The sequence below is a fragment of the Fortiea contorta PCC 7126 genome, from assembly GCF_000332295.1.
Taxonomy (GTDB): Bacteria; Cyanobacteriota; Cyanobacteriia; order Cyanobacteriales; family Nostocaceae; genus Fortiea; species Fortiea contorta.
This window is the reverse complement of sequence record NZ_KB235930.1, coordinates 751,183-776,970: the sequence shown is the minus strand read 5'-3', so window position 1 is coordinate 776,970 and position 25,788 is coordinate 751,183. Positions and strand designations below refer to the sequence as shown.

Here is a 25,788-nt window from a genome sequence, read left to right as displayed (position 1 = left end):
AAACCGAATATTATTCAGGAATTTTATTAACTACGCCACGGACAAGTACTTGCGTTTGTAAAACTGGACGAAAACCGTCATTGCTAACTCCAGGTCTACCATTAGCATTTCCCCTGAGATAAAGAACTACATCTTGGTTAATCCCACTGGGAACAATTACCGATGTTGTAGTCGGTACAACAGTTCTCACACAAGCAAAAAAGCTATTAAAGCTAGTTGTCGCAGTTGTGGTGTTAATTGTTGTTTTCGGGCTGCGTATATAATTTTTGCTGGTGTCACACTCCGGAACCTTAACATCAGTTGCATCAGGATCATCGACAAAATCGACTAAAACATCTGGTGCATTAAGCGCCATATCTGATAATCGTTGCGCTGTAGTCCCTTTTTGCAAGTTATCACCTTTGCTATTTCTGGGCCATGTTTGAAAACTAGTACCATCTTCCAAAGATGGGTCAACATATCCTGCAGATTGCTCCAGTTCAGTAGGAAGATTTTTGTATTTACTTAAAGCATATCTAGTAATTCTAGATTTTCCTTGCCACTTATTATCAGACTTATCAGTTGATTGTAAATAAACTACTAATGTGTAGACGCGACGCTTAACTCGCAGGTCTTTACACTCTTGTGCTGTGGTACCTGTACAAGTAGAAAGATCAGGTATGTTCCCATCAATAATAGTTTCTGGTTTCCAAAAAGCCAGCACAGGTGTTTGATTAGTAAATGAATCGATTGGTAAGTGGTTTTCCCAACCAGGACAATAATTTGGGTCTACAGTTGTGACACCGGATGTAGTTGTGATATTTCCTTGGCCTGTTTTTTGAAAACAATTGCCATCATAAACATAAACTGCTTCCCGCAATTCTGAAGTTATATAATTTAAAGCCATTTGCATTTCCCGCTGAGTTTCAGTGCGAGATGCTTCTCTGCGGTCAACTTGCAATAAATCCACAACCAACGACAACAAAGCCGAAATAATTAAAGAAGCAATTAATAGCGCTACTAAAAGTTCGATGAGAGTGAATCCCGCTGTCACAGATTTTTTTGGATAACTTCGCCGAAATTTAAGGAAAAATTTCAGATTTTTGATATTCATATTTGTTAAAGCTAATTACAAAAGAGCAGATAATTAACATTCAAAATTCTCAGATATCCCCGATTTCTTGAAGAAGTCGGGTATCTGAGCAGAACAAACGTAGGTTGGGTAGAACGGAGTGAAACCCAACAATTGCAAAACTTTGGGTGTTGGGTTGAGGAACGAAACCCAACCTACATCTTTGCTAAGGAGAAGGAGAAGGAGAAGAAGAAGGAGAAGGAGAAGGATTCAAAAATTCCCTGTATTTATTCAAAGAATCTTTGATATCGCTGCGGACTATGGGAGTGTAAATCACTGCTAAAGGATACTTGCGCTGACTTCCTTGCTCTGTGGTGAATTTAAGAGAAGCTTGAGTTGTTTCTAACCCAGATTGTCCATTAGCTAGCGCTGAATACACTCTTACACCCATATTAAAAGCAACTACTACGCCTCCTTGAGTAGCTGATTTAGTGCGAAACTTTTGAATAAAAAAATCTGTTCTCCCATCGTTATTAACATCAAACTCACAAGCGCTAGCACTGGTGAGCGGACTACAGGTAAATGATGATGTAGGCGCAGCAACTGCATCAGCCGCACCTGTTCCTCCATCAGGTAAAATCGTTGTCAAATTATCATTGGTGTAGTTTCCCTTTTCAATTAATACTCGCACTTCATCAACTTGACGTTGTGCTAATTGCATGGCCTGTTCAGCTTTTTGATTTTGAACACGAGTAGCTACTGCTAAAAAAATTGGTGGTGTAATTGCTACTAAGAGGATAGTAATTACCACTATGGCCATCAGCGATTCAATGATGGTGAACCCCTGCGTTGAGTTGGTTTTAGCAACTAGCTTTTGTAGTTGAAAATAAATTTTTAACAAGCTTGATTGATTTGACACTTTATCCCCCCTTTGACTTTAAGTACAACTAGCGATGGAATCAATCTGGTTTCCATCTGAGTCTTTTGCACAGCGCAGCTTCTGAATGTATGGATCATCTAAAGGTAATTCACGATAAACCTCACTGCGGGTAGTCCCTGGGGTTTTGAAGCGTCGGGCGACAGGGCCTGCTGTTTGGAATTGGAGCGCGACATCATAACCCCAGCGACGATTGGGTGGGTTGAAATATCGCTCCTGGCTAGCAGTAGTAGTGCTAGTACCAACTTCCCAAGCATCTTGGTCGAAAAGACCTGTGGCTTGAGTGCTAAACCTCAACTGTATAAAAGCTCCACCGATATGTAAGTCCTTACCATTCCAGTTTTCAATCATCCGTGGGAAGTTGTGAAAACCGCCATAGGATTGTTGACCTCGAGAGGGAATAATGTTTTGAACCAGGATTGTGTTCACTCTCGTTGCGGAAGCCACACCGACACATTTTCTAGTAGCAACCACGGTGCAATTTGGATCAGTTTCACTGAATCTCAGGTACGTTTTGGGCGATGGAGGACTCGATGGGAGGGGGTGATTCATCTCCTCATATTGTGTTTCAGTGCTGCTAGTGTTCAGATACCAAGGTTTGCCGGTTGCAGATATTCTGACGGGAGAGGCGCTATCGGCGGGATTTTCCCGCGCCCAAGCACTATCATTTAAACCTTTTCTTGTGGTTAGAAAGTCAGTCAGTTTTGCACTGGGACGGTTTTGGTTGAGATAGGAAGTGTATTGCGGGCCGCTGGTAGTCGAATCGCAACCATACCTAGTAGGTAAATCGGTCGGGGGAGTGACGTTGGGGTAAATAATGCCGTCTTCTATGCTACCGTCGCAAAAATTACTTGACACGATAGTGACAGCATCACCGAGCACCTCTGTGGGGCGCCAAGTATCTGTTGCTGGTTTTGCAAACCTGTCATCCTTGCGATTTCGTGTATAAAAGTTGCTCCAGTCGTCCTTGAGTTTACCTTGGTTATCAGGGGTAGCACTGGTGGTATCGGCATTTTTGAACTCTTCTAATAATGTGCTGGCAGAGTTAGTACCATCAGTGCTGTGTAAATTAAAGTCTCCTTGAATATACACAGTATTATCTGATACAAATGTCATGCCTGCACTGTTTGTACCACGATCTAATCTAGAGCCGTTTTTCAAACGAAAGCCAAAAGGACGGCGGTCTGGGTCAGGAAAATAATCTACAGGTTTGACGCTGATACCGTTACTAGAGACAACGGGGTCTCTGAGACTCCCCGGAGTAGCATTCATGCCTTCTATAGCCGTGGTAGGAGTTGTTGTCGGGACAGGTCTGGCGATCGCATCTTCTCTAACTGCATCTTCGCGGAAGGCGTATACTAGACCGTTGGGAGGAGGCGCATTAGTATCGGTAGCAGTGTTATCGTTAATCGGTAGCCATGTATCACCACTGAGGCTATTTGTCCGCAGCAGGTTCAGGTCAACGTCCAACACCCGCACATTCATCATTTCCCGACCATTGAATAAGGCGGCATCTTTAAAAGCAACTTGATAGTATGTTGTAGTACCTGCTGCATCAATATATCTAACCAAGTTGTTTAAATTTGTTGTGTTGTTATTAGGTAGGTTACTAGCAGTACCAACAGTGGCAGTAACATCACTTCTGGGTACACTCCAAGTTCCTGTATTTGGGGTAGTGGTAGCGGCTATGTCTGCAATAGTAATAGCTTTGTAGCGGGTTGTTAGAGAAGTTGGGTTGACCGATGTGCCGGTGATATATGTGTCAGTACGGGCTTCAGCATGGTCTGCGGTGGGAAAAATGTAGTACAAAGCTTCATATTTCGCACCAGCCGGACACAATTTATCCAAAGCAGTGGCAAGTGCATTAAACTTGGTTTTGGTGCAAGTGTAACTGACGTTATTTCGGCGATCGCGGTCTACTTGCTCTTTGGCAGCAATTAGCTTAGCGAGTTTAACTAATTCAACTTTATTATCTACTGAAGAAGCTTCTAAAGCAGCGATCGCTTGTTCTGGTTGATTGACAGCAACGGAACTTGCAGCAGTTAATAAAGCTGCATTTAAATCATCCAAAAGCGCTGAAGTATTTGTTAGATGCCAGTTTTTGCCATAATCGTAATCATTCAAATAATTAATGTTGTAAGCCAACATCCCCAATAGACAATTAGCCGTATCTTTATAGGCTTCATCTGCAATACTCGTACCTGACAGCGCCCGACGCAGATTAGAAAAGTCCCCATATCTAGCTAGTTCGGGATAGGGGTGCATGATGGTTGATGTCGATGCTTCTTGTTTAGCTGGAAAAGCCCCATCTGGATCTCCCGCGAAATCTGCCAAATTCTTTCTGGCATTTTCTAAAGCAGTACTCGCACCAGGATAGCTAAATTCCCAACCATTTGTACCTCTACCTGTGAAAAAGTCGCTAATAGTCCGTGTTAGTTCAGTATCAGCAGAATTTCGGAACTTGATTGTTTCAAAGGTAGCACTGCGCTTGAGTGTTTCCGCAGTTCCTGGATGAACTGTTGTGGCCATACAAGCAACGGGTGTGGTTCCGCTCCCGCTTTTGTAGTGATAGACAGCCGTAGCTTGGACAGCAGATAGATTATCCCTTTGAGTGCGGCGCTGCAGAAACTCATGTTTTCTACTAGAAGGAAGTTCGGCGTTTGTAGGCACAGCTAATGGATTCCCCAGTAGCAGCCTTTGTCCCACAACAACTCGCAAACCTCCTTTAACTGCTCGTCTTTCCCAGTAACCATCTAAACCAACTGCTTCGGGATTATTAGTAGGAGGATCATTTCTGGTGAGGGCGCTGTAATTGGTGTCTGTGGAGGGAATGACATCGCCAGCTTTGCTAGCAGAGGGGATTTTGATTTGACTATTGGCGAACGGCTTGCCATCATAGGTGGGGTTTGGGCCATAGCGATTGTCAGCCCGATAAGTATCATCTAGATAAGGAGGAATCGCCTCCTCATTATAAATTCTCTTTCTTTGCACGAAGTTGCTAGATTTCCAGTCTGTGGTTCTGTAGCTTGTATTTGTTGTATCTGAACCTCGTGATTTAAATACATCTTGTGTCATCAGAGCCACTGGTTCAACTGCAATATGTGCTGGCAAGATAGTACTTTCGTTAGCATTATCAGGAGTAACAGAGTCGTTATCTTTTGTTAAAGAAGGGGAGCCAGTAGGTGCTAAACTGCCGTTGTACAAATCAATTGTTGAATTACCACCGTATATTTCATTCGGTTCTTGAGCTAATCTACCGGCGGCGATTTGCCCTTCAAAGGTAACATTTCCTGACGTATCTGAATACTTACTGACTGTGATTTTCGAGTCGTTGGCAGACGTATTCACACAAGATGCAGGTGAACTAATCAAGTAGGCTCTAAAACTACCGTATGGCGCTAAGAACATATTAGCATCGCTGTGCATTGCCCCATTCCAACGGAAGTTAGTAGAGGAGCCATGAAATAGTTCTAAATCGTAGCGGAAATAAGCTCCCCATTTATTACCTTTATCCGCTTGTCTATCTTGTTGTAACTCTAGTGTCGTGATTGTTCGATTTGCTTTGTTGGCGTTCTCAACAGCAAAAGCAGTCACTTGAAAAGTTTTAGCTAAAGTAGCAGAAGTAATTGGTTCCCAATCTCTTTCATCCGATGCTAATTGAATTGTGGTATCACATATTCCTCCCGAATTACTAGTATTTACAGGCCCGTTGCGAACAACTAAATAAGGTGCTTTATTACTAGCACTATCTGTGACGGAAGCCGCATTACCACTACCAGTGGTATTTCTTACTTGTTTTTTAAAGATAATTGAGTAGGCTATTGTTTTATTATTTTGTCTAAAATACCAGCCAATGCCAGGGTTATTGTTAGTGTCTTTAAAATCTAGGCGTGTTTCATCAGGTAATTTATAAACGTCATCACCGCTAGCAGGCGCTTGAAAGATGTTTTGTATGGTGCTATCTGAAGGTACACCAGCAGGTAAACGAGTATCTTGCCTAAATAGGTACTCTATCTTAGCTTTAGCACGGTCAATTGCTGGTGTCGCCGTGTTATAAATTACTTGCTGTTGGCGTTCGCTAATTGCTTGCGTTGTCCGACTGAAAGTGCGAAAAAGTAAAGCTGTTACTACCAAGGTTACTATCAATAAAAGCATGACAGTTGTTGGTAGCACAAATCCACTTTCTTTATGTCTTCGAGATGTTCTAGGTAGGCTACGCAAGAGCCATTGAATATTGCGGATGAAAAATCTTTTGAGAGTTTGAAAAATTTTTAGTAAGGTACGGGTAAATCCCCTGGTGCGTTTACGCTTAATCATAATTATCTGTTTCAAACCAAAATTGTGAGAGTAGACGCTTGTGTTTACTTAATCATCCCCAGCCAAAAAACTTGTACGACAGATACGCTGATAAGGGGGTGCGATCGCACACCCCGCCAAGTATATATCGTCAAGATTTGGGAAATTAGGTCACACCCAATTCCAGTAAGAATATTGGGAATTATCGGCGTCTACCTTTACAAATTAAGGATACCCATTGAGTTTAAAAAAACATCATTGTTGATCACAAAAATTTTACCTAATAATTATTGTTTTTTACTTTGGCAAGTGTTATCACAAAGTGTTACTTCTGACGATGATCTGGGTATTCTAAAAACGAGCACAAAGCGGTTATATTGCACTGACGCTTACACACCCTTTGTTGTAAAGACCAGGATTTTCACTCCCAATAATAGATATCCATTAAGGGAAAAAATTCAGCCAAAGCTCTTTGATGATCAGACTGCTGTTGTGTGAGGTTGCTAGGTATGACCACATTTGTTGACTTAACTGTGGCAATTTGTACATATAATGGTGAAAGACGCTTACCGCAAGTGTTAGAGCGATTGCGATCGCAAGTTTATCACCAAACTCTCTATTGGGAAGTTCTTGTAGTCGATAACAATAGCACTGATAACACCGCGAAAATTGTTCAAGAATATCAACTAGATTGGCCAGATGCTCATCCTTTAAGTTATTGCTTTGAGCAACAACAAGGTGCGGCTTTCGCCAGAAAAAGAGCTATCCAAGAAAGCAGCGCTCCATTGATTGGCTTTGTTGATGATGACAACTGGCCGGCGTCAGATTGGGTTGTATCTGCTTATGCTTTTCTACAGAAACACCCAAAAGCAGGCGCTTGTGGAAGTCAAATTTCTCCAGATTTTGAAATTAATCCCCCAGACAATTTTCATCGAATTGCTCCATTTTTAGCAATTACAGAACGAGGAACACAACCTATAAAGTACGACCCGCGCCAAAAACTATTACCCCCTTCAGCGGGACTTGTTGTGCGTAAACAAGCTTGGTTAGAAAGTGTTCCTAGTCAATGCATTTTAACAGGTAGAGTCGCAGGAAATATGTTGACTAGTGAAGATTTAGAGGTTTTGTCTTACATGCAAAAAGCAGGTTGGGAAATTTGGTATAACCCGACAATGCAGATGAGCCACAAAATACCAAGTAGGCGTTTACAAAGAGATTATTTAATTCCCTTTTTTCGGGGAATCGGACTTAGCCGTTATGTGACTCGAAGCATAGGTATTCAACGATGGTTGATACCATTGACAATAATTATTTATCTAATCACTGACACCAGCAGAATATTATTTCATCTACTCAAATATCGCACCAAAGTTAAGACTGATTTAGTGGCTGCTTGTGAAATGGAACTAATATTAAATAGTTTAATTAGTCCTATTTATTTGTGGAAAAATGGCTATCTAAATTTGGAGAAACAATGAATAATATTGATTTTACTGTGGCCATTCCTACTTATAACGGAGAGATGCGTTTACCAGTAGTCATAGAACGTTTAATTAATCAAATCGGAGTAGAAAACCTTAATTGGGAAATTATTGTTGTCGATAATAATAGTGTAGATAATACAGCCAAACTTATTGATGAATATCAAAATAATTGGACTCATTCATTTCCGTTAAAATACATTTTTGAAGCCGAACAAGGCGCGGCATTTGCCAGAACAAGAGCTATAGTTGAGGCTAGAGGACAAGTTGTTGGTTTTTTGGATGATGATAATTTACCAGCACCTAATTGGATTATAGAAGCGCATAAATTTTTCGCAGAACACCCAAAATTAGGAGCCTGCGCTAGTCAAATTCATGGTGCTTTTGAAGTAGAACCACCTGCAAAACTCAAGCCGATTTTATTTTATCTCGCAATAACAGAAAGGGGCGATAAACCTCAGATATATGAACCTCATAAAAAGGGATTTCCTCCTTCTGCTGGTTTAGTTGTACGCAGAAATGTATGGAAAGAACATGTCCCAACTCGCCTTTTTTTAGTTGGTAGAATTGGTTCATCTATGTTAGGAAGTGAAGACGCCGAATCTTTACTATACATTCACCGTGCTGGTTGGGAAATTTGGTATAACCCAGCAATGATAGTAGACCACATTATTCCATCTTGGCGCTTAGAAAAAGATTACTTAATTTCTCTCATGCGCGGAGTTGGTTTAGCTCGCTATCATTTGCGTATGCTTCTACTCAAAAATTGGCAAAGACCTTTTGCTTTTTTTATATATATTTTTACTGATATCTGCAAAATAATTTTGCATTATATCCGACACCAAAAAGTCTTGAAAAGTGATGATGTTGCTGCTTATGAAATGACGCGACTAGTTGCAACTTTTTTAAGTTGTTTCTATTTAAGCAAATTAAAAATATCTAGATTATTAACTTTACACTAGCCAAATAAAATCTAATTTTTATTGAAAATATCATGCATATTATTGTTTTAGAAAATGAATTATCTTCTAACCGCGGTGGACAAGAAATCAGCTTATATGATGTTTGTCATGGACTCAGTAAGCGGGGACACAATATTAGTTTAGTTTATCTAAAAGAAGGTGAGTTAATTAGTAAATATCAGGATTTATGCACCGAATTAATCAAAGTCAATACTTATAGAATTGAGTCTAAAAATATTATCAAATCTTGCCGTTCTTTGATTGATGCTCATGTGCGAATAAAAACCAATCAAGATAGTTTAGTTTATAGCAATCAATATCACAATAGTTTTTTTGCTTATACTTTAGCTGTATCGAAAAATATTCCTTTTGTTTGTCATCTGCGCTTACCTCCACCCAGAAAATTTGGTTTTCAATGGTATGTAGGAATGCAGAATGTGAGTAAACTGATTGCAGTCTCTCATCAAACCAAGTCTGATTGGGTGAAGAGAGGATTTAGAGAGAATAAAATTGATGTTGTTCATAACGGAATTAATACAGATAAATTTATTTTTTCAAGTGAATTAGCTATTAATAAAAAACAATTAAACATTCCAGAAAATACTAAAATTATCTCTTACATCGGTAGATTAGATAAAGACAAGGGACTAGAAATATTAATTAGGGCGTTTGCTTTGTTTCTCAAATCGGGAATTAAATCTCAACTATTAATTGCCGGAAAACCACTACTTCAAAATAATAATTATCGGGAATCCCTAGAACAGTTATCAAAAGATTTAAAAATAGCAGAAGATGTACGTTTTCTTGGTCATGTTTCTGACCCTGTATCTGTTTATCAGGCTAGTGATATATCGGTATTACCTTGTTTATGGTCTGAGCCATGTCCGCGCTCAATTATTGAATCTATGTCTTGCGGAACTCCTGTAGTGGCTAGTCGGACTGGCGGTATTCCTGAAATTTTGACTGGTGAATTTGAAAATATGCTTTTCGAGAAAGGAAATATTCAAGATTTAACAAATACTATAAATTCGGTGTTGAAATGGCAAGATTTAGATCCGCAATTAGGTATGAGATGTCGTCATCACATTTTGGAAAATTTTCATGTAAATAAAATGGTTGATGGTGTTGAACAAGCGTTGTTAAAACTGAAAAATAACAAGATATAATATGCAATTAAAATTACCACAAGTTTCTGTAATTATCCCCACTTATAATCGTAGATTTTTGTTAGAAAGAGCTATCAACAGTGTTTTGAATCAAACATATGCTGATTATGAGTTAATTGTCGTTGATGATGCTTCTAGTGATGATACTCTGAATTTTATTACGAATAAATATCCTCAACAGGTACGGTTAAGTTCTCTTCCGGAGAATCGAGGATCTGGGGGAGCAAGAAATGAGGGAATTAAATTGGCTAGAGGTAATTTTATCGCCTTTTTAGATTCTGATGATGAATGGTTGCCAAATTATTTAGAAACACAGATTAAATACATTGATAGTGAGCTAAATCCTGTGTTGGTATTTTGCGGCTGTTTCCATCATGAACAAAATGGGAAGACCAGAAAATTTAGTTGTAGTCCTTGGTTAAAATATCCTGATTTAACTTATCATTTGTTGGCAGAAAACTTTATTCTCACAGCCTCGTTGGTTGTTGTGCGTAAGCAGGCTTTGCAAAAAGCAGGTTGTTTTAATGAAAGTTTAAGAGTGGGTCAAGATAAAGAGCTATTTTTAAGATTATTCTGCATAGGTAATGTAGTTCATGTGCCTCATTATTTGATTACTAAATATTCTCATGCTAATAATGTGACAGGAAATTCTCATCGCTGGGTGAAGGCAAATTTTGATATTCTAGATGCGTTCTTTGCTCATGATTTAAGCCGACCATACAAGCATTTTGAAACTGAGGCTAGAAGTCACAATGCTATGAGATTAGCGAGAATTCTTTGGCAAGAAAAGAAAGAGTTTTTATTAGCTGTGAAAATGCTGGCTAAAGCTTTTTTCATTTCTCCTGTGTATATGCGACAACATATATGGAAAAAAATCATCAAAGCTACTACATAAACTTCAGCGATTAGCTCATCTCGTTTTTAAAATATGAAAAAGGGCTTGGGAGGGAAGCCAAGCCCAAAACTTACTCAGGGTAAAAGTATAGATACAATTTAAAATTATTATGTTTTTAAAACATCCTTCTGTAGAAATATATACTGTGTTACAGGTGTATATTTTACTGCTTTTAGTGTTTTAATATAAAACCAGTTCAAATAATGTTGGCGACAGACCAATCATTTGTGAGGGCACAACAATGTTGTGCCCATACCCATCTATAATTTTTTTTGGTGTTGAAGTTAGTATTTTTTCAGAAAAAAAGGCTTGGCCAATCGACCAAACCTAATAAACAGAAGTGAAAGACTCTTGTAAATTAAATCATCCAGATTCTTGTCGTTCATCTATCATCGGGTTCTATACAGATTTTGGGGAAAATGGTAGTTGTTTTATGAAGTAAGGTGGTTGCTGAGAAATTGTGAACACTGTGATTAATTTGTACAGTGGATTTGTCTTCAGATTAATAATTGGGATGTTATTTTTCCCCTTGGGGGTTGACTTAATGTTTAAGCTGTAGGATGGTTTGGATGCGATCAAGCAGATGATCAAAATCGATGGGTTTGCGAATGAAGCCGTTGGCTCCCACTTCAACGCCATCGGCTGGAGTGGTTTCGCTGTAGCCTGTAACTAAAATAACTGGGATAAAAGGGAGCGCAGGATTTTGTCGAATCCGCCGTGTCACTTCAAAACCATTCATTCCTGGCATCATGACATCTAGGAGCACTAAATCAGGCGGCTGTACGGCGATTTTATCTAGCGCTTTGTGTCCATTATCGGCGATTTCGACTTGATATCCTTCACTTTCTAAAATTGTCTGTAGTAGCTCATAGTTATCAGGCAAATCATCGACTACTAGGATACGATCTGCTTTGGGGGCGGCTGAAGAAGAGAAACTGTTCATTACACTAGTAGAAATTTTAGACTTATTGGCAAAACTAATTTAATTTTCCATAGAGAAAGTAGCAGGAGAACTCTGACGAGAGAGGGATTTTTTTGATGAGTTATGCTAATTCTCCAAAATTTGCACCGGAGTGAAACTCAACTTTATTCCTGATTCCCTACCCGAAGAGTGAGTGTAACGATCGCTTTAATCAATTCGTTCGGCTCGATGGGTTTGGCGATGTGCTGTTGAAAGCCGGCTTGGAGAGCTTGCTGGTGATTGAAATCTCCAGCGTAAGCCGTGATGGCGATCGCTGGTACTTGTCCGCCTTTGTCTGGGGGTAAGGCTCTAATTTGCCTAATCAGCATGTAGCCGTCCATATCTGGCATTCCGATGTCACTCAATAGTACATCAGGGGGTGATTGAGTTAAAGCGGCAAATGCTTCGCTGGCTGTTTTGGCGACGACGACTTGGGCGCCGGCTTGTTCGAGCAAGAAGACGACAAATTCTCTGGTGTCTGCATCATCATCAACAACTAGGATATGCATATCGTTTAAGTTGTGAGATGATATTGATCCTGGATGATCAGATTTGACTGTGGGTGGTGTTGGTAGCAGTGGTAATCTGACGGTAAAGGTGGCGCCTAATTCTTCTCCTTGACTTGTGGCTCGAATTGTGCCCCCGTGTAACTCTACCAGATGACGGACGATCGCTAATCCTAATCCTAAACCGCCAAATTTGCGTGTGGTTTTGCCGTCTTCTTGGCGGAAGTAATCAAATACATACGGTAGGAATTCGGGGGATATCCCTTTACCTGTGTCTGTTACTTGAATTTGTGCTTGTTCACCTAGTTTTGTTAAGGTGATTTCCACTTTCCCTTGGGTGGGGGTAAATTTGACGGCGTTGGAAAGCAAGTTCCATACTACTTGTTGTAGTCTGGTGGCGTCTCCTGCAACTTGTCCTACGGCTGGATCTAAGTTGAGTTGCAAATCTATGGATTTAGCTTGTGCAGCCAAGCGCACTGTTTCCATAGCGGCTTGAATTGTCCCTGCTAAATTCACGGGGTTGACGTTAAGACTAAGTTTACCTTGAAGAATGCGGGAAACATCAAGCAAGTCTTCAATTAATTCTGATTGCAGTTTGGCGTTGCGCTCGATGGTGGTGATGGCTAGTTTGGTTTTGGCTGCGTCTAATTTACCAGCTAGTAGCATTTTTGACCAACCGAGAATGGGATTGAGGGGCGATCGCAATTCATGGGATAGCACCGCTAAAAATTCATCTTTAATTCGGTTGGCTCTTACGGCTTCTTCTCTGGTGGCTCGTTCTTTTTGCAGCAGTTGCTCTCTTTCCGCTTCTGCTTGTTTGCGTGCGGTGATATCTGAACACACGCCTGTCATGTGTGACAAAATACCGTCTGCTAAGTAAAATCCTCGCCCCCTTAGTGAAACCCAGTGGATGCTGCCATCTGACCACGTGGTGCGGTATTCTAGTTCACAGTCTGTTTGTTGGGCGATCGCTGTTTCTATGGCTGTTTGCACTTGCTGGCGGTCTTCTGGGTGGGCTAGCTCGATTAACTCAGACAGAGAGATTGGTGTATCCGGTGGTAGTCCAAAGTTGACTTTACACTGTTCAGAGCAATCAATCTTGCTGGTGGTGGGGTGCAACTCCCAAGAACCGAGCTTACCTGCTTCCAGTGCTAGTCTGAGCCTGTGTTCACTTTGGCGCAGTGCGGTTTCTGTTTGTTTATATTCGGTGACATCACGAGCCACCACCAGCACAGTTTTGATTTGTTCTCCCTCAATTAATTCTGGGACAAAGCGGGCTTGAGAAGTCCGCAGTTCGCCTGCGGGATTGGGGTAGTTATACTCTAAAGAACAGCTTTGCCCTGTGAGAAAGACTCTAGCTAGGGTTGCATACCAAGCTTGGGATGTCAAGTCTGTAAATCCCAGTTCCCACCCTGTTTTGCCAAGGAATTGTTGTGGTGGTAGTCCGAGTACTTGTTCGATGCTGGGACTCACATACAAGTGACGGAATTGGCGATCGTGGCGAATGACGAGATCTGGGGTGTTTTCCACCAGGGTGCGGAATTGTTGCTCTCGATCCCGCAATTCTGCTTCTTGGAATTTGCGATCGCTAATATCAATCGCCGCCCCTGCCATCCGTGACGGGCTACCGTTTTCAGTGTAGTAGACTTGACCTTTAGCAGCAATCCAGTGTACTGTGCCATCTGGCCAGAGGGTGCGATATTCAATGTCGTAGTTTTCGTGGTTGGTGATACACTGAGTCACAATTTCATCGACCCAAGAGCGATCGTCGGGATGCAAAGCATTCAGAAAAACTTCGTAGCTGATGGGCGTATCAGGAGCCAGCCCAAACAAGGTTTTGCAGCGCTCTGTCCAGATTAATTCACCGGAATTTAAGTTATAGTCCCACATGCCCAAGTTAGCGCCTTGGAGCGCCAATTCCAGACGTTCTTGACTTGCTTGGAGAGCGGCTTGGGCTTGTTTGCGATCGCTGATATCGAGAATAAATGCTACCGATTCTTCGCGGTTATCACCCATTAAAGAATAGCCCACCAGCACGGGGACTCTACTACCATCTTTGCGAATGTATTCTTTTTCATAGGGGGTACAAGCTCCCCTGGCCTCTGCTTCCGCAATTCCCAATTCATCGAGGTAGAGGTATTCGGGGGGGGTGATGTCAGTCCAGCGGAGGTTTCCGGTAGCTAAGTCCTCTCTTGTGTAGCCAATAATTCTTAATAGTTCGTCGTTGGCTTCATGAATACCGCCTTCCACATCGCCGAAGAGAATACCCACGACATTCGCTTCCATAAAGCTGCGGAGTTTGGTTTCTTGGAGGAGTAGGGCTGCTTCTTGGCGTTTGCGCTCTCTGATGTCGCGGATTAACCAGCGCGCACCAACCAACGCCTGCGGGGTGTGGTCAATAGCTGTCACCATGATGGAAACTGGGATCAGTTGTCCTGTTGATAATTTCAGGCTGAGTTCATCAATGGGATGAGGCTGCTGATCCCGTAAATGGGCGAGTAAGAATTGATGGTTACAGTGCTCAAAATATGCTTCTAGTGGCTGACCAATTAAACTATTTTGCTCAACACCAATCAAAGCAGCGATCGCTTGATTTGCTTCCTGGATGATATTCTGGGCATCGGTGACAACATAACCATCAGGAGCAAAATTAAACAAATCTAAATATCGTTGTCTTTGGGTTTCTGCTAACTCCCGCGCGGTTTCTAGTTGCTGATTTTGTATTTGCAATTCCTGTTGGGTGGTTTGCAATTCTTCATTTTGCTCTCGCAGTTCTTCTTCTGCAACTTGCAGCTCCTCTAAGGTATTCTGCAAACTTTCATTGCTCTGTTCTAGTGCGAGCGCGTGCTGTTTTAATTCGTGATTAGCTGCTCTGAGAGAGGCTTGGACTTGTTTGCGCTCGGTGATTTCTGTGACAAAAACTGTCAGTTGCTCTGGTGCAGGATAAACATGAAAATGGAAATAGCGATTCCAGGGACGGAAAAAATACTCAAACTCCACGTTGATTTGCTCAGACATGGCTCGGCGCAATTCCACATCAACGCCAGTCCCCACTGCATCTGGAAACACTTCCCAAATGTTTTTTCTGAGTATGGTTTCCCGCGACATGGCAGTCATTGCACAATAGCGATCGTTGACGTAGGTGTAACACCATTGGCGATCCAGCACCAATAAGCCGTCATGAATGCTTGACAAAATCGTTTCTACATGCTCTTTTGCTTTTTCTGCTTCTTGGCGCAACGCCTGCTCGCGCTGTCCTGCTTCTCGCCGCAGTTGGGTCAATTTCAAGTTGACTTTCACCCTAGCCAATAATTCCCGGTCAGAAAACGGTGTGGTGAGATAATCATCTGCGCCTGCTTCCCATCCGGCTAACCGCGCTGCTTCTTCCCCACGCGCTGACAACAGAATAATGGGAATTTCTCTGGTTATGGGGTTGGCTCGCAACTTTCGCAGTAGCCCCAAGCCGTCCAAATGGGGCATCATGACATCTGTGAGCACGAGATCCGGTAGTTGTTGACCCATCACCGCCAAGGCCGCCACTCCATCTGTAGCAGTGTCCACCGCGTAACCTTGACCGAGCAATAACCGCCGCACATAATTGAGCATATCAGCGTTGTCATCCACTAACAAAATGCGATCGCTAGGGAATGGGCCGGTTTGGTAAAAGGAAGGATCAAGGGGAATTGTCTCTACTTGCTGTTTCCTCACCCCTTGTTGCTCTAAGCTCATGCTTTTAAGTCCTTTTCCGGAAAATACTTGGTCTGCAGCGCCCGGCCGCATTCGCGCATGATTGCATCTGGCGAATCACTCAACTGCTTGAGTAATGCATCAATTTGCTTACGCGCCAGGGGAGAGGGTGTAGCATGTCCATTCTCCCAACGATTAATTGTAGGGAAGGTAACACCCAATTCAGCAGCGAACTTCTCTTGAGACAATTTCATCGCTTGTCGGAGTTCTCGAATCATGTTACCAATATCTGGTTGCTCTACACCTGATGATTCCTGATGAAACGGCATCTCGCTCAAGATTTATAAAGTCCTTTATAGTTATAATTATTATCTTATTCTTGACAAAATAGCTATGTATCCGAGGGCAGAAGTTGTTGAGGAATAGGGCGTTGGGAACGGGGAGAGCAGGGGATGTAGGGGATGCAGGGGAAGTGATGTGTATCAAAAATTTCGGGAAATGCTACTAACCACCCCACCTTCAGACTTCAGACTTCAGACTTCAGACTTCAGACTTCAGACTTCAGCCTTCAGCCTTCTAACCATTTATTAAAAACGAAGTTGTGGGAGCGATCGCTGTGGTAAATTTTTAACAATGCTGTCTGCTCACCCCATCTCATCAATATCCACAATATGGAAATCGAACGATTGCAGGAACTCAAGCAAAAACTGACCAATGAAGCAGACTTTTCCGAGATCTGGTCGTTTTATATGGATCATTTTGCGGATCATCCGGAATTTACTGACCTGGGTAGGCCTGCTCACAATGAATACCTAGATGCAGTTCTCAACAAAACTTGTCAGCAAATGTTTGGCAAGCCAATAAAAATTACTAATTTTTTCCTGATTTACATTGCAAAGTATAAGTTATTTCATGGCCCTTTCCAAGTGGAAAAACGTATTGGCGGTGTGATTTATTTTGAGGATATAAAAGTTGGCTTACTTGCAGTGTCGGCGGATTATCCTCCTACTGATGCGGTCAAGTATTCACGTTTTTCGGAGATAATTCAACTCTCAGCGCCTAATCGCAACGACCGCAATTGAGAAGTGAAGGTATTTGGTACATTTCGTTAAGGTTAGTAGCTAGGGAATAGGGGCGCTTAGGCTAGCTAGTTGGTTGCGAAATCACTAATCATGCGTGTCAACTTAAGTTAAAGATGGCTTATTTGTTGGCTGACTCATCCGCCTGAGAATTCATGATACTGTTGGCGAATTAACTGAGGGGTCAGACCCATCATGGCTATGTGTTAAGCAGTAGCGCCAAGAGCAGCAAAAGCAGAAATACGTGTCTTTGCCTTGGGAATTTGTTGCCACCAAGCCATCAAGCGGCTCAAATTCATTGCAGCTGCGGTAGCGATGTGTTGTAAATGAGTCTTCGCTAAACCTACGTAGCGACTACGACGCAATTCATATGCGCGAGTGGCTTGGGAAAGAGAGCCTTCTACCCCAGCTCTTAATGCATAGTCAAGTTGAAAATCTGGAGTGGTTTGACGAAGCCGCGCAGCTTGCAAAGCTTGATGTTGTTCTCGGTGTCGGAATTTAAGCAGACGGGGTTCTTTTCTAGCTTGGGTACATAAGCTTCTTTTTTCACAAGCAGCACAACTAGCACGCTCAAAGCGCACCTCAATCACACGATTGTCATAATCATCGGTTCTTTCTCGCCAAGCCTGACTCAATTGACCACTGGGACATCTGACTTGATGCTTGTCCCAGTCAATCGCAAAGCAAGATAAATCAAATCCACCATCTGTTTTGGCTTGCCAACTAGAGTCACCAGGAACTTTTCCCAGTAGGTCAACCTCATACTCACTCATAGAAGTCACTAGATGCTCGGCATCGACATAAGCTGTATCCAACAGATGTTGTGCAGGCAGAAGCTCTTTTTGAGCTAGATGCTGATGAATAATTTGCGTCATTGCTCCGTCTGGAGTTGTTGCTGGAGTCGTCTCAACATTAGTAATCAGATTGGGGCGATTTTCTTCGCAGGTTTCTGTCAAATGAACTGTGTATCCTGTCCAATTGGTATCTCGTTTGGTGCGGTTGCGAGCTTCAGTGTCATAGGGGGATTGAATAGAGACTTTGTTAGGGGGTAAACCTGTGTTTGTTGGTTCTCGCCACACAAGTGTTTCTGCGATAAAAGCATATTGTTGCACCCAAACAGTTCGCAAAATCTCCACACTTTCCAGTTGTCGCCACTTCTCTTCAGTTTGGGACTCATCAATTACCCTCAAGATGTGGTGTCCATCCGCACCGATGGTCAGTGCCAGTTGTTCTCTTGCCGCTTTTTCTTGAGGCAAGCGATATTGCTCAAACCTAGCACCATAACGGTCAAACCAATCTGAGGTCACTTGAGCTTTTAACCATTGAGGCGCAACCATTGCTAATTCATTGAGTGCATGGCGCAAAGTTTCTCCTACTAACTCCAAGCGATTCACTTGACGGATAGCCGCTAGCACATGAGTCGAGTCTGTGCGTTGCCGCCCCCGACTTTTGATGAGTTTTTGCTCTTTCAATTGATTGAGCATCTGATCTAGTAATTGCCTTTGAGAGTCTTTGGCAATCAGTCGCTCTCGAAATTCTGCCAACACGCTATGGTCAAAACCAGAATCGGTTAACTCTAATCCTAAAGCGTATTTCCAATCTATTCTTGACCTGACTGCCTCTGCTGCCTGTCTATCACTTAATCCTTCAGCAAACTGCATCACCGTAATTAGTGCTAATCTTCCAGGGGATAGCGCTAGTTGACCACAACGCGCTGGATATAAAGAGTGAAAATCTTCATCTACATATATTTGTCCCAATTGCTCATACATCTTCATGTAAACGTTGCTTTTGGGAAATGCGGCCTTTGCTACTAGGGCTGTTTGTTTTGGGATTGCCCATTGCTCTATCGGATGAAGGGTCATTTTTGTTTACACTTCTACTTGCCGACAACTTAAATCTTGGCTTAAGTTGAGATTACCTCATATGTAAGCTTCATTACTCTCTCAATTTTGATGGGTCTGACCCCTCAGTTGATTCGCCAACAGTATCATTCATTCTCAGGCTCATAGTGCAAGTCTACTAAAGTAGACTCAAAATTTGGTGGAATATTTAGTCATCTTTAGATGACTTTTGCTATGAGCAAGGAACTTCAGTTCCTTGCGGGACATATGTTATACGTTAAGTTGACACCAATGATCACTAATCCCCCCCTGCTCCCCCCGCCATATCTCTACTCGTCAATCTGACCGACGCGACGGATATTGAGAATGTCGCTCATTTTTTTGATTTGGGTAAAGACTTGCTCTAATTGTGGGCGATCGCGTATATCTATTCCTAAGTCCATTAATGCTGGTTGACCTGTAGCCGTTTTCACTTGAGCATGGCGGACGTTAATTCCTTGGTCACTCAACCGAGATAAGATATCTTTCAATACCCCCACCCTGTCTAAAGCTTCGATTTGCACATTCACAGGATAAGTTTGGGGACGAGAGGTGGTTTCTGTGGAATTCCATCTCACCGGCACTAGTCGCTCATACTCGACGCTATCAAGATTATTACATCCTTGACGATGAATAGAAATTCCCCTACCGCGCGTAACTACGCCAATTATCGGTTCGCCAGGAATAGGAGTACAACACCCCGCTAAATGATATACTAGCCCTTCTACCCCCAAAATCGGTGAATCAGTGATGCGGGAATTAGTACCTGGTGCATCCCGCAAGGCTCTAGTCGCTGCGGCTGATTCTTTAGTGGGAAGTAAAGGGGTGCTGACGACTGGTTGTTGCGCTTTCACCACTTCTCGCCAACGATTCAGCACTAAGTTAAGGGTAATTTCACCGTAACCCAAACCCGCAAGCAAATCTTCAGCGCTGTGATAATTACACTTTTCCGCTACACTGTGCATTGCATCCGACTTTAAGAGGCTGTCAAAACCTGTTTTACCGAGTTCTTTTTCTAACAATTCCCGACCGCGAGCTACGTTTTCTTCCCGGCGCGATCGCTTATACCATTGTTTAATCCGATACTTGGCAGCGGAAGTTCTCACGAAGTTCAACCAATCTAAGCTGGGATGGTTGTTTTTTTGAGTGAGGATATCCACAATATCGCCATTCTGCAACCGCGTAGACAATGGCACCATCCGCCCATTCACCCGCGCCCCCGCACAGTGATTACCCACTTCTGTATGGATGCGATAAGCAAAGTCTACACTGGTGGAACCCGGATTTAAGGGCACAACATCCCCTTTAGGTGTAAACACATAAACATCATCTTCAAACAGGTTATCTTTAACACTGTCTAGATATTCCTGTGCATCCTTCATGTCGCTTTGCCATTCTAGCAATTGCCGCAACCAAGTAAACTTTTCATCTGCAGAAGTTAAAGTAGTGTTGTGAGAACCGCCTGTTTCTTTATACTTCCAATGGGCAGCAATTCCATACTCAGCGATGTGATGCATTTCCTGGGTTCTGATTTGCACCTCTAACGGGCGTCCAGTCAAGCCAATCACCCCAGTGTGCAATGATTGGTAACGGTTCGGCTTGGGCAAACCGATATAGTCCTTAAATCTACCAGGGATGGGACGAAAAGCATCATGGACGATCGCTAAAGCACGATAGCATTCTTCATTTGTTTGCACAATGATTCGCAGCGCCGCTAAATCATAAATTTCATGAAATTCCTTTTGCTGTCGCTGCATTTTCTGGTAAATACTATAGAGGTGCTTGGGGCGACCGCTGATATCCAGACATTTAATTCCGGCTTGTTGTAACCGCTCTTGCAAAATCGTCGTAGCTCTGGCTAGTTTTTCTTCTCTGGAAGTCCGTTTTTCCGACACATACTGCTGAATTTGTCGGAAAGATTCAGGTTCAAGATATTTAAATGCTAAATCTTCTAATTCCCATTTAAAATGCCAAATCCCCAAGCGATTCGCTAAGGGAGCAAAAATATCTCGTGTTTCTTGAGCAATGCGGCGGCGTTTTTCATCTGGCATAACTTGCAAAGTTCGCATATTATGTAGACGGTCTGCCAACTTCACCACAATTACCCGGATATCTTGCGCCATTGACAAAAACATCCGCCGGAAGTTTTCCGCTTGGCTTTCAGTTTTGCTTTTGAAATTGATTTTAGAAAGCTTAGTGACGCCCTCGACTAATTGTCGAACTTCGGAGCCAAACAGTTCGTCTATTTGCTCGATTGTAATATCTGTATCTTCTACTACATCATGGAGAAATCCAGCTGCTATCATAGCAGCACTACCGCCCAAGTCACGCAGCAATCCAGCCACCGCGACGGGATGACAAATATATGGTTCTCCCGATTTGCGGTATTGACCTTGATGCAGTCGATAGGCAAATTTAAATGCTTGAGCAATTAAATTTGCGTCACCATACCTTCGGTCATCTTCCGCTTCGTTACCACTTACCGATGAATCGCTTAAACATTTGTGTAGCCATTCCGGAAGGGGAACATCAATTGAGGAATTGATAGCTGTGCTGCTCATACAAAGGGGGCTAGAGGTGATCTGTGAATAAGTGCAAAAATAGAAAAAATGACAGCATCGCCTCTGAAAGACGCTGCTAAAAAACAGTGTGAAAACAATTTCTTAATTGCCTATGATAATCATTTATTGCCAGTTTTCAGTTGGATATTTTTGAAGTCAGATTTTTAGCAAATGAAGCCTCAAAGGTTGATTTGAGACTTCTGGTGCTAAAAATAGCTGGAAAAGGTTTATTGTAGAAGAAAAAATTCTTGACATTAATACTATCTCAACTGGTACTGGATGTCTCTAAATCAAGAAAAATATCAGGTTTTGGCGAATTTGCTCAGACAATTTCACGCCGATGCTACCAATAACCAAATCTCTGCTGGACAACTGCGCCAGCATCTAGATTCTTTGCAACAATTTTTTGGGCAACAGATTGCGCCTTTGGTTGAGGTAGATGCGCGTGAGCAGTCTTATCGCACAGAGATTAGCAAGCAATTGCGCTTGTTGGAAATAGACATCATGTTTTTCCAAGGGGCAAGACAGCAGTCTACTACACAGGCGAGACTGCAGACAATAGGCGATCGCTTGCAAACTCTGATCCAATACTGTGAAGCCATCCTGCAACCATAAATAGAGGGGAAAAATAACAACTGTTCTCCTTTTGTCTGATTGCTTTATCATCCCATTTATTACTGGTAGTGAGCAGCTATTTTGATAACAAGTCGGAAGCTGCTCCCAAGAGTAATTGTTTTCTACTCCTGACTAATTTAATTTTTTGTCTTTAAATATGGTGAATACTATCATACCCCGTCAGGGAACCTTGGGAGTGCGGGGTTTTCCCATCTTTAAAGCTTTCTCTATTTTCAGCAAATAGCCGATATATAAGTGCAACTAATTTTATCTTGTAAGCGTTTGTAATGTATCATACTTTGCAAAATATGATGATCAGTTATGATCTGAAAGTATGCGTAAGTTCAGCCATACGGGCAGTTTAGTTGTAGAGACACTCACCATTAGGGTTACTGCACTACAACATCCGCCAAAGGTGAATCAGAAGATGGTATGCAAAAGTTGCAGTTTGTCGGATCGGTTTTCCAGCTGAACTCAATCGCTTTTTGTTGAAACTTACGTGATCCCACATGACTATTTACGTTGGAAATCTCTCCTACCGCGCTACCGAAGCAGATTTGAGAGCAGTATTTGCTGATTATGGCGAAGTCAAACGAGTTGTTTTGCCCACTGACCGAGAAACCGGGCGACTGCGAGGCTTCGCTTTTGTAGACATGAATGAAGATGCTCAAGAAGACGCTGCGATCACAGAATTAGATGGCGCAGAGTGGATGGGTCGTCAACTCAGAGTCAATAAGGCCAAGCCACGGGAAGACAACAACCGACGCGGTAACTGGAATAAGAAACAAGAATATTAACCAGTTAGAAGTCTCATAATAGCAAATTGTTTTTAGTTAAGCAACAAGTATACCAAGTCAACCGAAGTATGAAGGTATCTCACCTGTAAAGCCAAAAACCAAAAAACCTAATTTTCTCTAGCCCGTGGTGGTTTGTAACAACTCTCACTTCATTTGATTTGGGTCAAATTAACTAGAAACAAAAATCTATACACCCAGGGAATCTAGACAAAACACTCTTCCCAAAACAGCGAAAAAACCAATATCCGCTTGCACATCGCATTGAGCTAAGGATTCCTTGGCTCAAAATTTTTTGCGTGGTGGAATTAGGCAAAAATAATCATTCCATGCGCTGATGCAGGTCATTTCTTTAGTTTATCTAAAATCGGATTCAAGTTATCAAATTACCTTTCTAAGATAGAGGCAGTGACCATACACTGCCATCAATGGCATCGAGCTAACCAACAGCCAGTCGAGAGAGGAAATAACAATGGCTCAAGCGCCAGAATTTTTAGGTTTGTCCAATGACTACGCCACAGACAAAACTCTAGATCGTGATTGTACAACCTTATCGCGTCACGTTTTACAGCAACTGCAAAGTTTTTCTGCAGATGCACAGGATTTGAGTGCGTTGATGAATCGCATTGCCCTAGCTGGTAAGCTGGTTGCACGCCGTCTCAGCCGCGCTGGATTAATGGAAGGAGTGCTGGGATTTACAGGGGAAGTGAATGTGCAAGGAGAATCCGTCAAAAAGATGGATGTCTATGCTAACGACGTATTTATCTCGGTATTCAAGCAAAGCGGCTTAGTTTGTCGTTTAGCTTCCGAGGAAATGGATCAACCATACTACATTCCCGAAAATTGTCCCATTGGGCGTTACACCTTGCTCTATGACCCCATCGATGGTTCATCAAACACCGATACCAATCTGAGTTTGGGTTCCATTTTTGCCATTCGTCAGCAAGAAGGAAATGATAGCGACGGTAAAGCTACAGACTTGTTAACCAATGGCCGCAAACAACTAGCCGCTGGGTATATTCTCTATGGCCCCAGTACCATGTTGGTGTACTCTATCGGTAGAGGCGTCCATTCATTCACCCTTGATCCCAGCTTGGGAGAGTTTATTCTCACAGAAGAAAATATCAAAATTCCGACACATGGTTCGGTGTATAGCGTCAATGAAGGGAACTTCTGGCAGTGGGAAGAATCGATTAGGGAATATATCCGCTATGTCCATCGCACAGAAGGCTACACCGCTCGTTATAGTGGAGCGATGGTGAGCGATATCCATAGAATTTTAGTTCAAGGCGGTGTATTTCTCTACCCTGGAACTATCCAAAAACCAGAAGGTAAACTGCGCTTGTTGTATGAATCTGCACCCTTAGCCTTTTTAATTGAGCAAGCGGGTGGCCGTGCAACTACCGGACTGTTAGATATCTTAGATGTAGTACCGAAAAAACTGCATCAACGCACACCCTTAATTATTGGTAGTAAAGAAGATGTCGCCAAGGTAGAGTCTTTTATTCAAAATGGTCACTAAGCCAAGTTTAAATCAAGCTTAATCTGAGACACAGATTGGGGATGCACAATAGCGGTATCAAAGACTATCTCAGCTGGTCGATGCGATAAGTGATTGGCAGAGCCAAAATGCAAAAGTCACCATCAAAACTTGATGGGTCGTGCCAAATTCACTACAAAACATCCTCAATAGGAGTGAAACAAATATAGCTATGACCACCAATCATCTACTAAAAATTAAACAATACGGTCAAAGTATCTGGATGGATAACTTAAGCCGTGACATTATCCAATCAGGTGAACTCCAGGACTTGGTGGAAAATCAGGGTATCGCTGGGATTACCTCCAACCCAGCTATTTTTGAAAAAGCGATCGCCGGCAATGTAATTTATGATGCTGATATTGAGGCCGGAATTCATGCCCAATTACCAACATACAAAATCTATGAATCCCTGATTTTCGCAGATATCCGCAACGCCTGCGATATCTTGCGCCCAGTTTATGAAGCCAGCAATGGACTAGATGGTTATGTGAGTATCGAAGTCCCACCCACCATCGCCCATGACACCGCAGCTACCATCGCCGAAGCTCGCCGCTATTTCCAAGAAATTGGTCGGGAAAATGTCATGATTAAAATTCCCGGCACAGAATCCGGTCTGCCCGCTGTGGAACAGGTAATAGCTGATGGTATTAATGTTAATGTCACACTCCTGTTTTCTGTAGACAGCTACATCAACACAGCTAAGGCGTATATTCGCGGCTTAGAAAAAAGATTAGCTGCAGGCCAGGATATTAGCAAAATTGCTTCAGTCGCTAGCTTTTTCCTCAGCCGCATCGACAACCACATCGACGCCAAGATAGATGCTAAGTTGAAAAAAGGCGTTGATGACATTACCCAGCAAACAAAATTGGGCGCGATTCGGGGTAAAGTAGCGATCGCTAATGCCAAAATAGCTTATCAAGAATACAAAAAAATTATCCAGGGTGATAACTGGCAAGCCTTAGCAGCAAAAGGTGCAAAAGTCCAGCGGCTACTTTGGGCTAGCACCAGCACCAAAGACCCCAGTTACAGCGACGTCATGTATGTCGATGCCTTAATAGGCTCAGAAACCGTGAATACCCTACCACCAGCGACAATAGCAGCCTGTGCTGACCACTGCGATGTCGCCAGTCAATTAGAAACAGGCACTCAAGAAGCTTACCAGCTCATCGAAAGCCTAAAAGATCCCGACATTGACATCGATATCAATGTAGTGATGAAAGAATTACTAATTGAAGGCATCGACAAGTTTGTCAAGCCTTACCAGTCCTTAATGAACTCTTTAGAAGGCAAAGTCAAGCTATTGTCACCAGTGTAGGAAATGGGGTTTGGGGCATAGGGAATAGAGCATAGGGACTAGAGAGAAAGTAAAGT

General features: G+C 42.5%; 17 protein-coding genes. 9 read left to right on the top strand and 8 right to left on the bottom strand.

Annotation, left to right across the window (positions count from 1 at the left end):
* Positions 1-10 precede the first annotated feature (10 nt).
* The 3 genes from MIC7126_RS0103685 to hpsA form a co-directional block, all read right to left on the bottom strand.
* A complete protein-coding gene (locus MIC7126_RS0103685) occupies positions 11-1,033 on the bottom strand; it encodes a PilW family protein (protein WP_161606834.1) in 1,023 nt (340 codons plus the stop codon).
* A 244-nt stretch (positions 1,034-1,277) separates the two neighbouring features.
* Positions 1,278-1,970 carry a prepilin-type N-terminal cleavage/methylation domain-containing protein gene (locus tag MIC7126_RS28555; protein ID WP_017651770.1) on the bottom strand — a complete coding sequence of 231 codons (693 nt, stop codon included), beginning with the start codon at positions 1,968-1,970 and terminating at the stop codon, positions 1,278-1,280.
* A gap of 18 nt (positions 1,971-1,988) precedes the next feature.
* Entirely contained in the window at positions 1,989-6,305 is a 4,317-nt protein-coding gene (hpsA, locus tag MIC7126_RS0103675; RefSeq protein ID WP_017651769.1) for a hormogonium polysaccharide biosynthesis protein HpsA, read from the bottom strand.
* Between the two features lie 488 nt (positions 6,306-6,793).
* On the opposite strand from hpsA, the gene hpsE (MIC7126_RS0103665) reads away from it, so the two are divergent.
* From hpsE (MIC7126_RS0103665) to MIC7126_RS28550, 4 genes are read left to right on the top strand one after another with little or no spacing between them, the layout of a single operon-like run.
* Positions 6,794-7,762 (top strand): hormogonium polysaccharide biosynthesis glycosyltransferase HpsE, encoded by a 969-nt coding sequence (gene hpsE, locus MIC7126_RS0103665; protein WP_017651767.1) that lies wholly within the window; start codon positions 6,794-6,796, stop codon positions 7,760-7,762.
* Positions 7,759-8,727, top strand: coding sequence for a hormogonium polysaccharide biosynthesis glycosyltransferase HpsE (gene hpsE, locus MIC7126_RS0103660; protein WP_017651766.1), 969 nt, complete (start codon positions 7,759-7,761; stop codon positions 8,725-8,727). Before hpsE (MIC7126_RS0103665) ends, hpsE (MIC7126_RS0103660) begins: the two co-directional genes overlap by 4 nt.
* Positions 8,728-8,759: 32 nt before the next feature.
* Entirely contained in the window at positions 8,760-9,893 is a 1,134-nt protein-coding gene (locus MIC7126_RS0103655; protein ID WP_017651765.1) for a glycosyltransferase family 4 protein, read from the top strand.
* A gap of 1 nt (position 9,894) precedes the next feature.
* A complete protein-coding gene (locus MIC7126_RS28550; RefSeq protein WP_017651764.1) occupies positions 9,895-10,788 on the top strand; it encodes a glycosyltransferase family 2 protein in 894 nt (297 codons plus the stop codon).
* A gap of 541 nt (positions 10,789-11,329) precedes the next feature.
* Here MIC7126_RS28550 and MIC7126_RS0103645 read toward each other — a convergent pair.
* The 3 genes from MIC7126_RS0103645 to MIC7126_RS0103635 form a co-directional block, all read right to left on the bottom strand.
* A complete protein-coding gene (locus tag MIC7126_RS0103645) occupies positions 11,330-11,731 on the bottom strand; it encodes a response regulator (RefSeq protein WP_017651763.1) in 402 nt (133 codons plus the stop codon).
* A gap of 143 nt (positions 11,732-11,874) precedes the next feature.
* Positions 11,875-15,984 (bottom strand): PAS domain S-box protein, encoded by a 4,110-nt coding sequence (locus MIC7126_RS31800; protein WP_017651762.1) that lies wholly within the window; start codon positions 15,982-15,984, stop codon positions 11,875-11,877.
* On the bottom strand, positions 15,981-16,271 hold the full coding sequence (locus tag MIC7126_RS0103635) for a helix-turn-helix domain-containing protein (RefSeq protein ID WP_017651761.1): 291 nt from the start codon (positions 16,269-16,271) through the stop codon (positions 15,981-15,983). Before MIC7126_RS0103635 ends, MIC7126_RS31800 begins: the two co-directional genes overlap by 4 nt.
* A gap of 342 nt (positions 16,272-16,613) precedes the next feature.
* On the opposite strand from MIC7126_RS0103635, the gene MIC7126_RS0103630 reads away from it, so the two are divergent.
* Entirely contained in the window at positions 16,614-17,024 is a 411-nt protein-coding gene (locus tag MIC7126_RS0103630; RefSeq protein ID WP_017651760.1) for a hypothetical protein, read from the top strand.
* A 203-nt stretch (positions 17,025-17,227) separates the two neighbouring features.
* Here the strand turns inward: MIC7126_RS0103630 and MIC7126_RS0103625 are convergent, their stop codons facing one another.
* Both MIC7126_RS0103625 and MIC7126_RS0103620 read right to left on the bottom strand, forming a co-directional pair.
* Positions 17,228-18,886 (bottom strand): IS1182 family transposase, encoded by a 1,659-nt coding sequence (locus tag MIC7126_RS0103625; protein WP_017651759.1) that lies wholly within the window; start codon positions 18,884-18,886, stop codon positions 17,228-17,230.
* 308 nt (positions 18,887-19,194) lie between these two features.
* Positions 19,195-21,465, bottom strand: a complete 2,271-nt coding sequence (locus MIC7126_RS0103620) for a RelA/SpoT family protein (RefSeq protein ID WP_017651758.1) — start codon at positions 21,463-21,465, stop codon at positions 19,195-19,197.
* Positions 21,466-21,744: 279 nt separating this feature from the next.
* Between MIC7126_RS0103620 and patD the strand changes: the two genes are divergently transcribed.
* The 4 genes from patD to tal all read left to right on the top strand — a co-directional run bounded on the left by patD (position 21,745) and on the right by tal (position 25,732).
* On the top strand, positions 21,745-22,080 hold the full coding sequence (patD, locus tag MIC7126_RS0103610) for a heterocyst frequency control protein PatD (RefSeq protein ID WP_017651756.1): 336 nt from the start codon (positions 21,745-21,747) through the stop codon (positions 22,078-22,080).
* A 509-nt stretch (positions 22,081-22,589) separates the two neighbouring features.
* Positions 22,590-22,877 carry an RNA recognition motif domain-containing protein gene (locus MIC7126_RS0103605; protein ID WP_017651755.1) on the top strand — a complete coding sequence of 96 codons (288 nt, stop codon included), beginning with the start codon at positions 22,590-22,592 and terminating at the stop codon, positions 22,875-22,877.
* 469 nt (positions 22,878-23,346) lie between these two features.
* Positions 23,347-24,396, top strand: coding sequence for a class 1 fructose-bisphosphatase (gene fbp, locus MIC7126_RS0103600; RefSeq protein ID WP_017651754.1), 1,050 nt, complete (start codon positions 23,347-23,349; stop codon positions 24,394-24,396).
* 190 nt (positions 24,397-24,586) lie between these two features.
* Complete coding sequence (gene tal / locus MIC7126_RS0103595) at positions 24,587-25,732, top strand: transaldolase (RefSeq protein WP_017651753.1); 1,146 nt, start codon at positions 24,587-24,589, stop codon at positions 25,730-25,732.
* Positions 25,733-25,788: the final 56 nt, after the last annotated feature.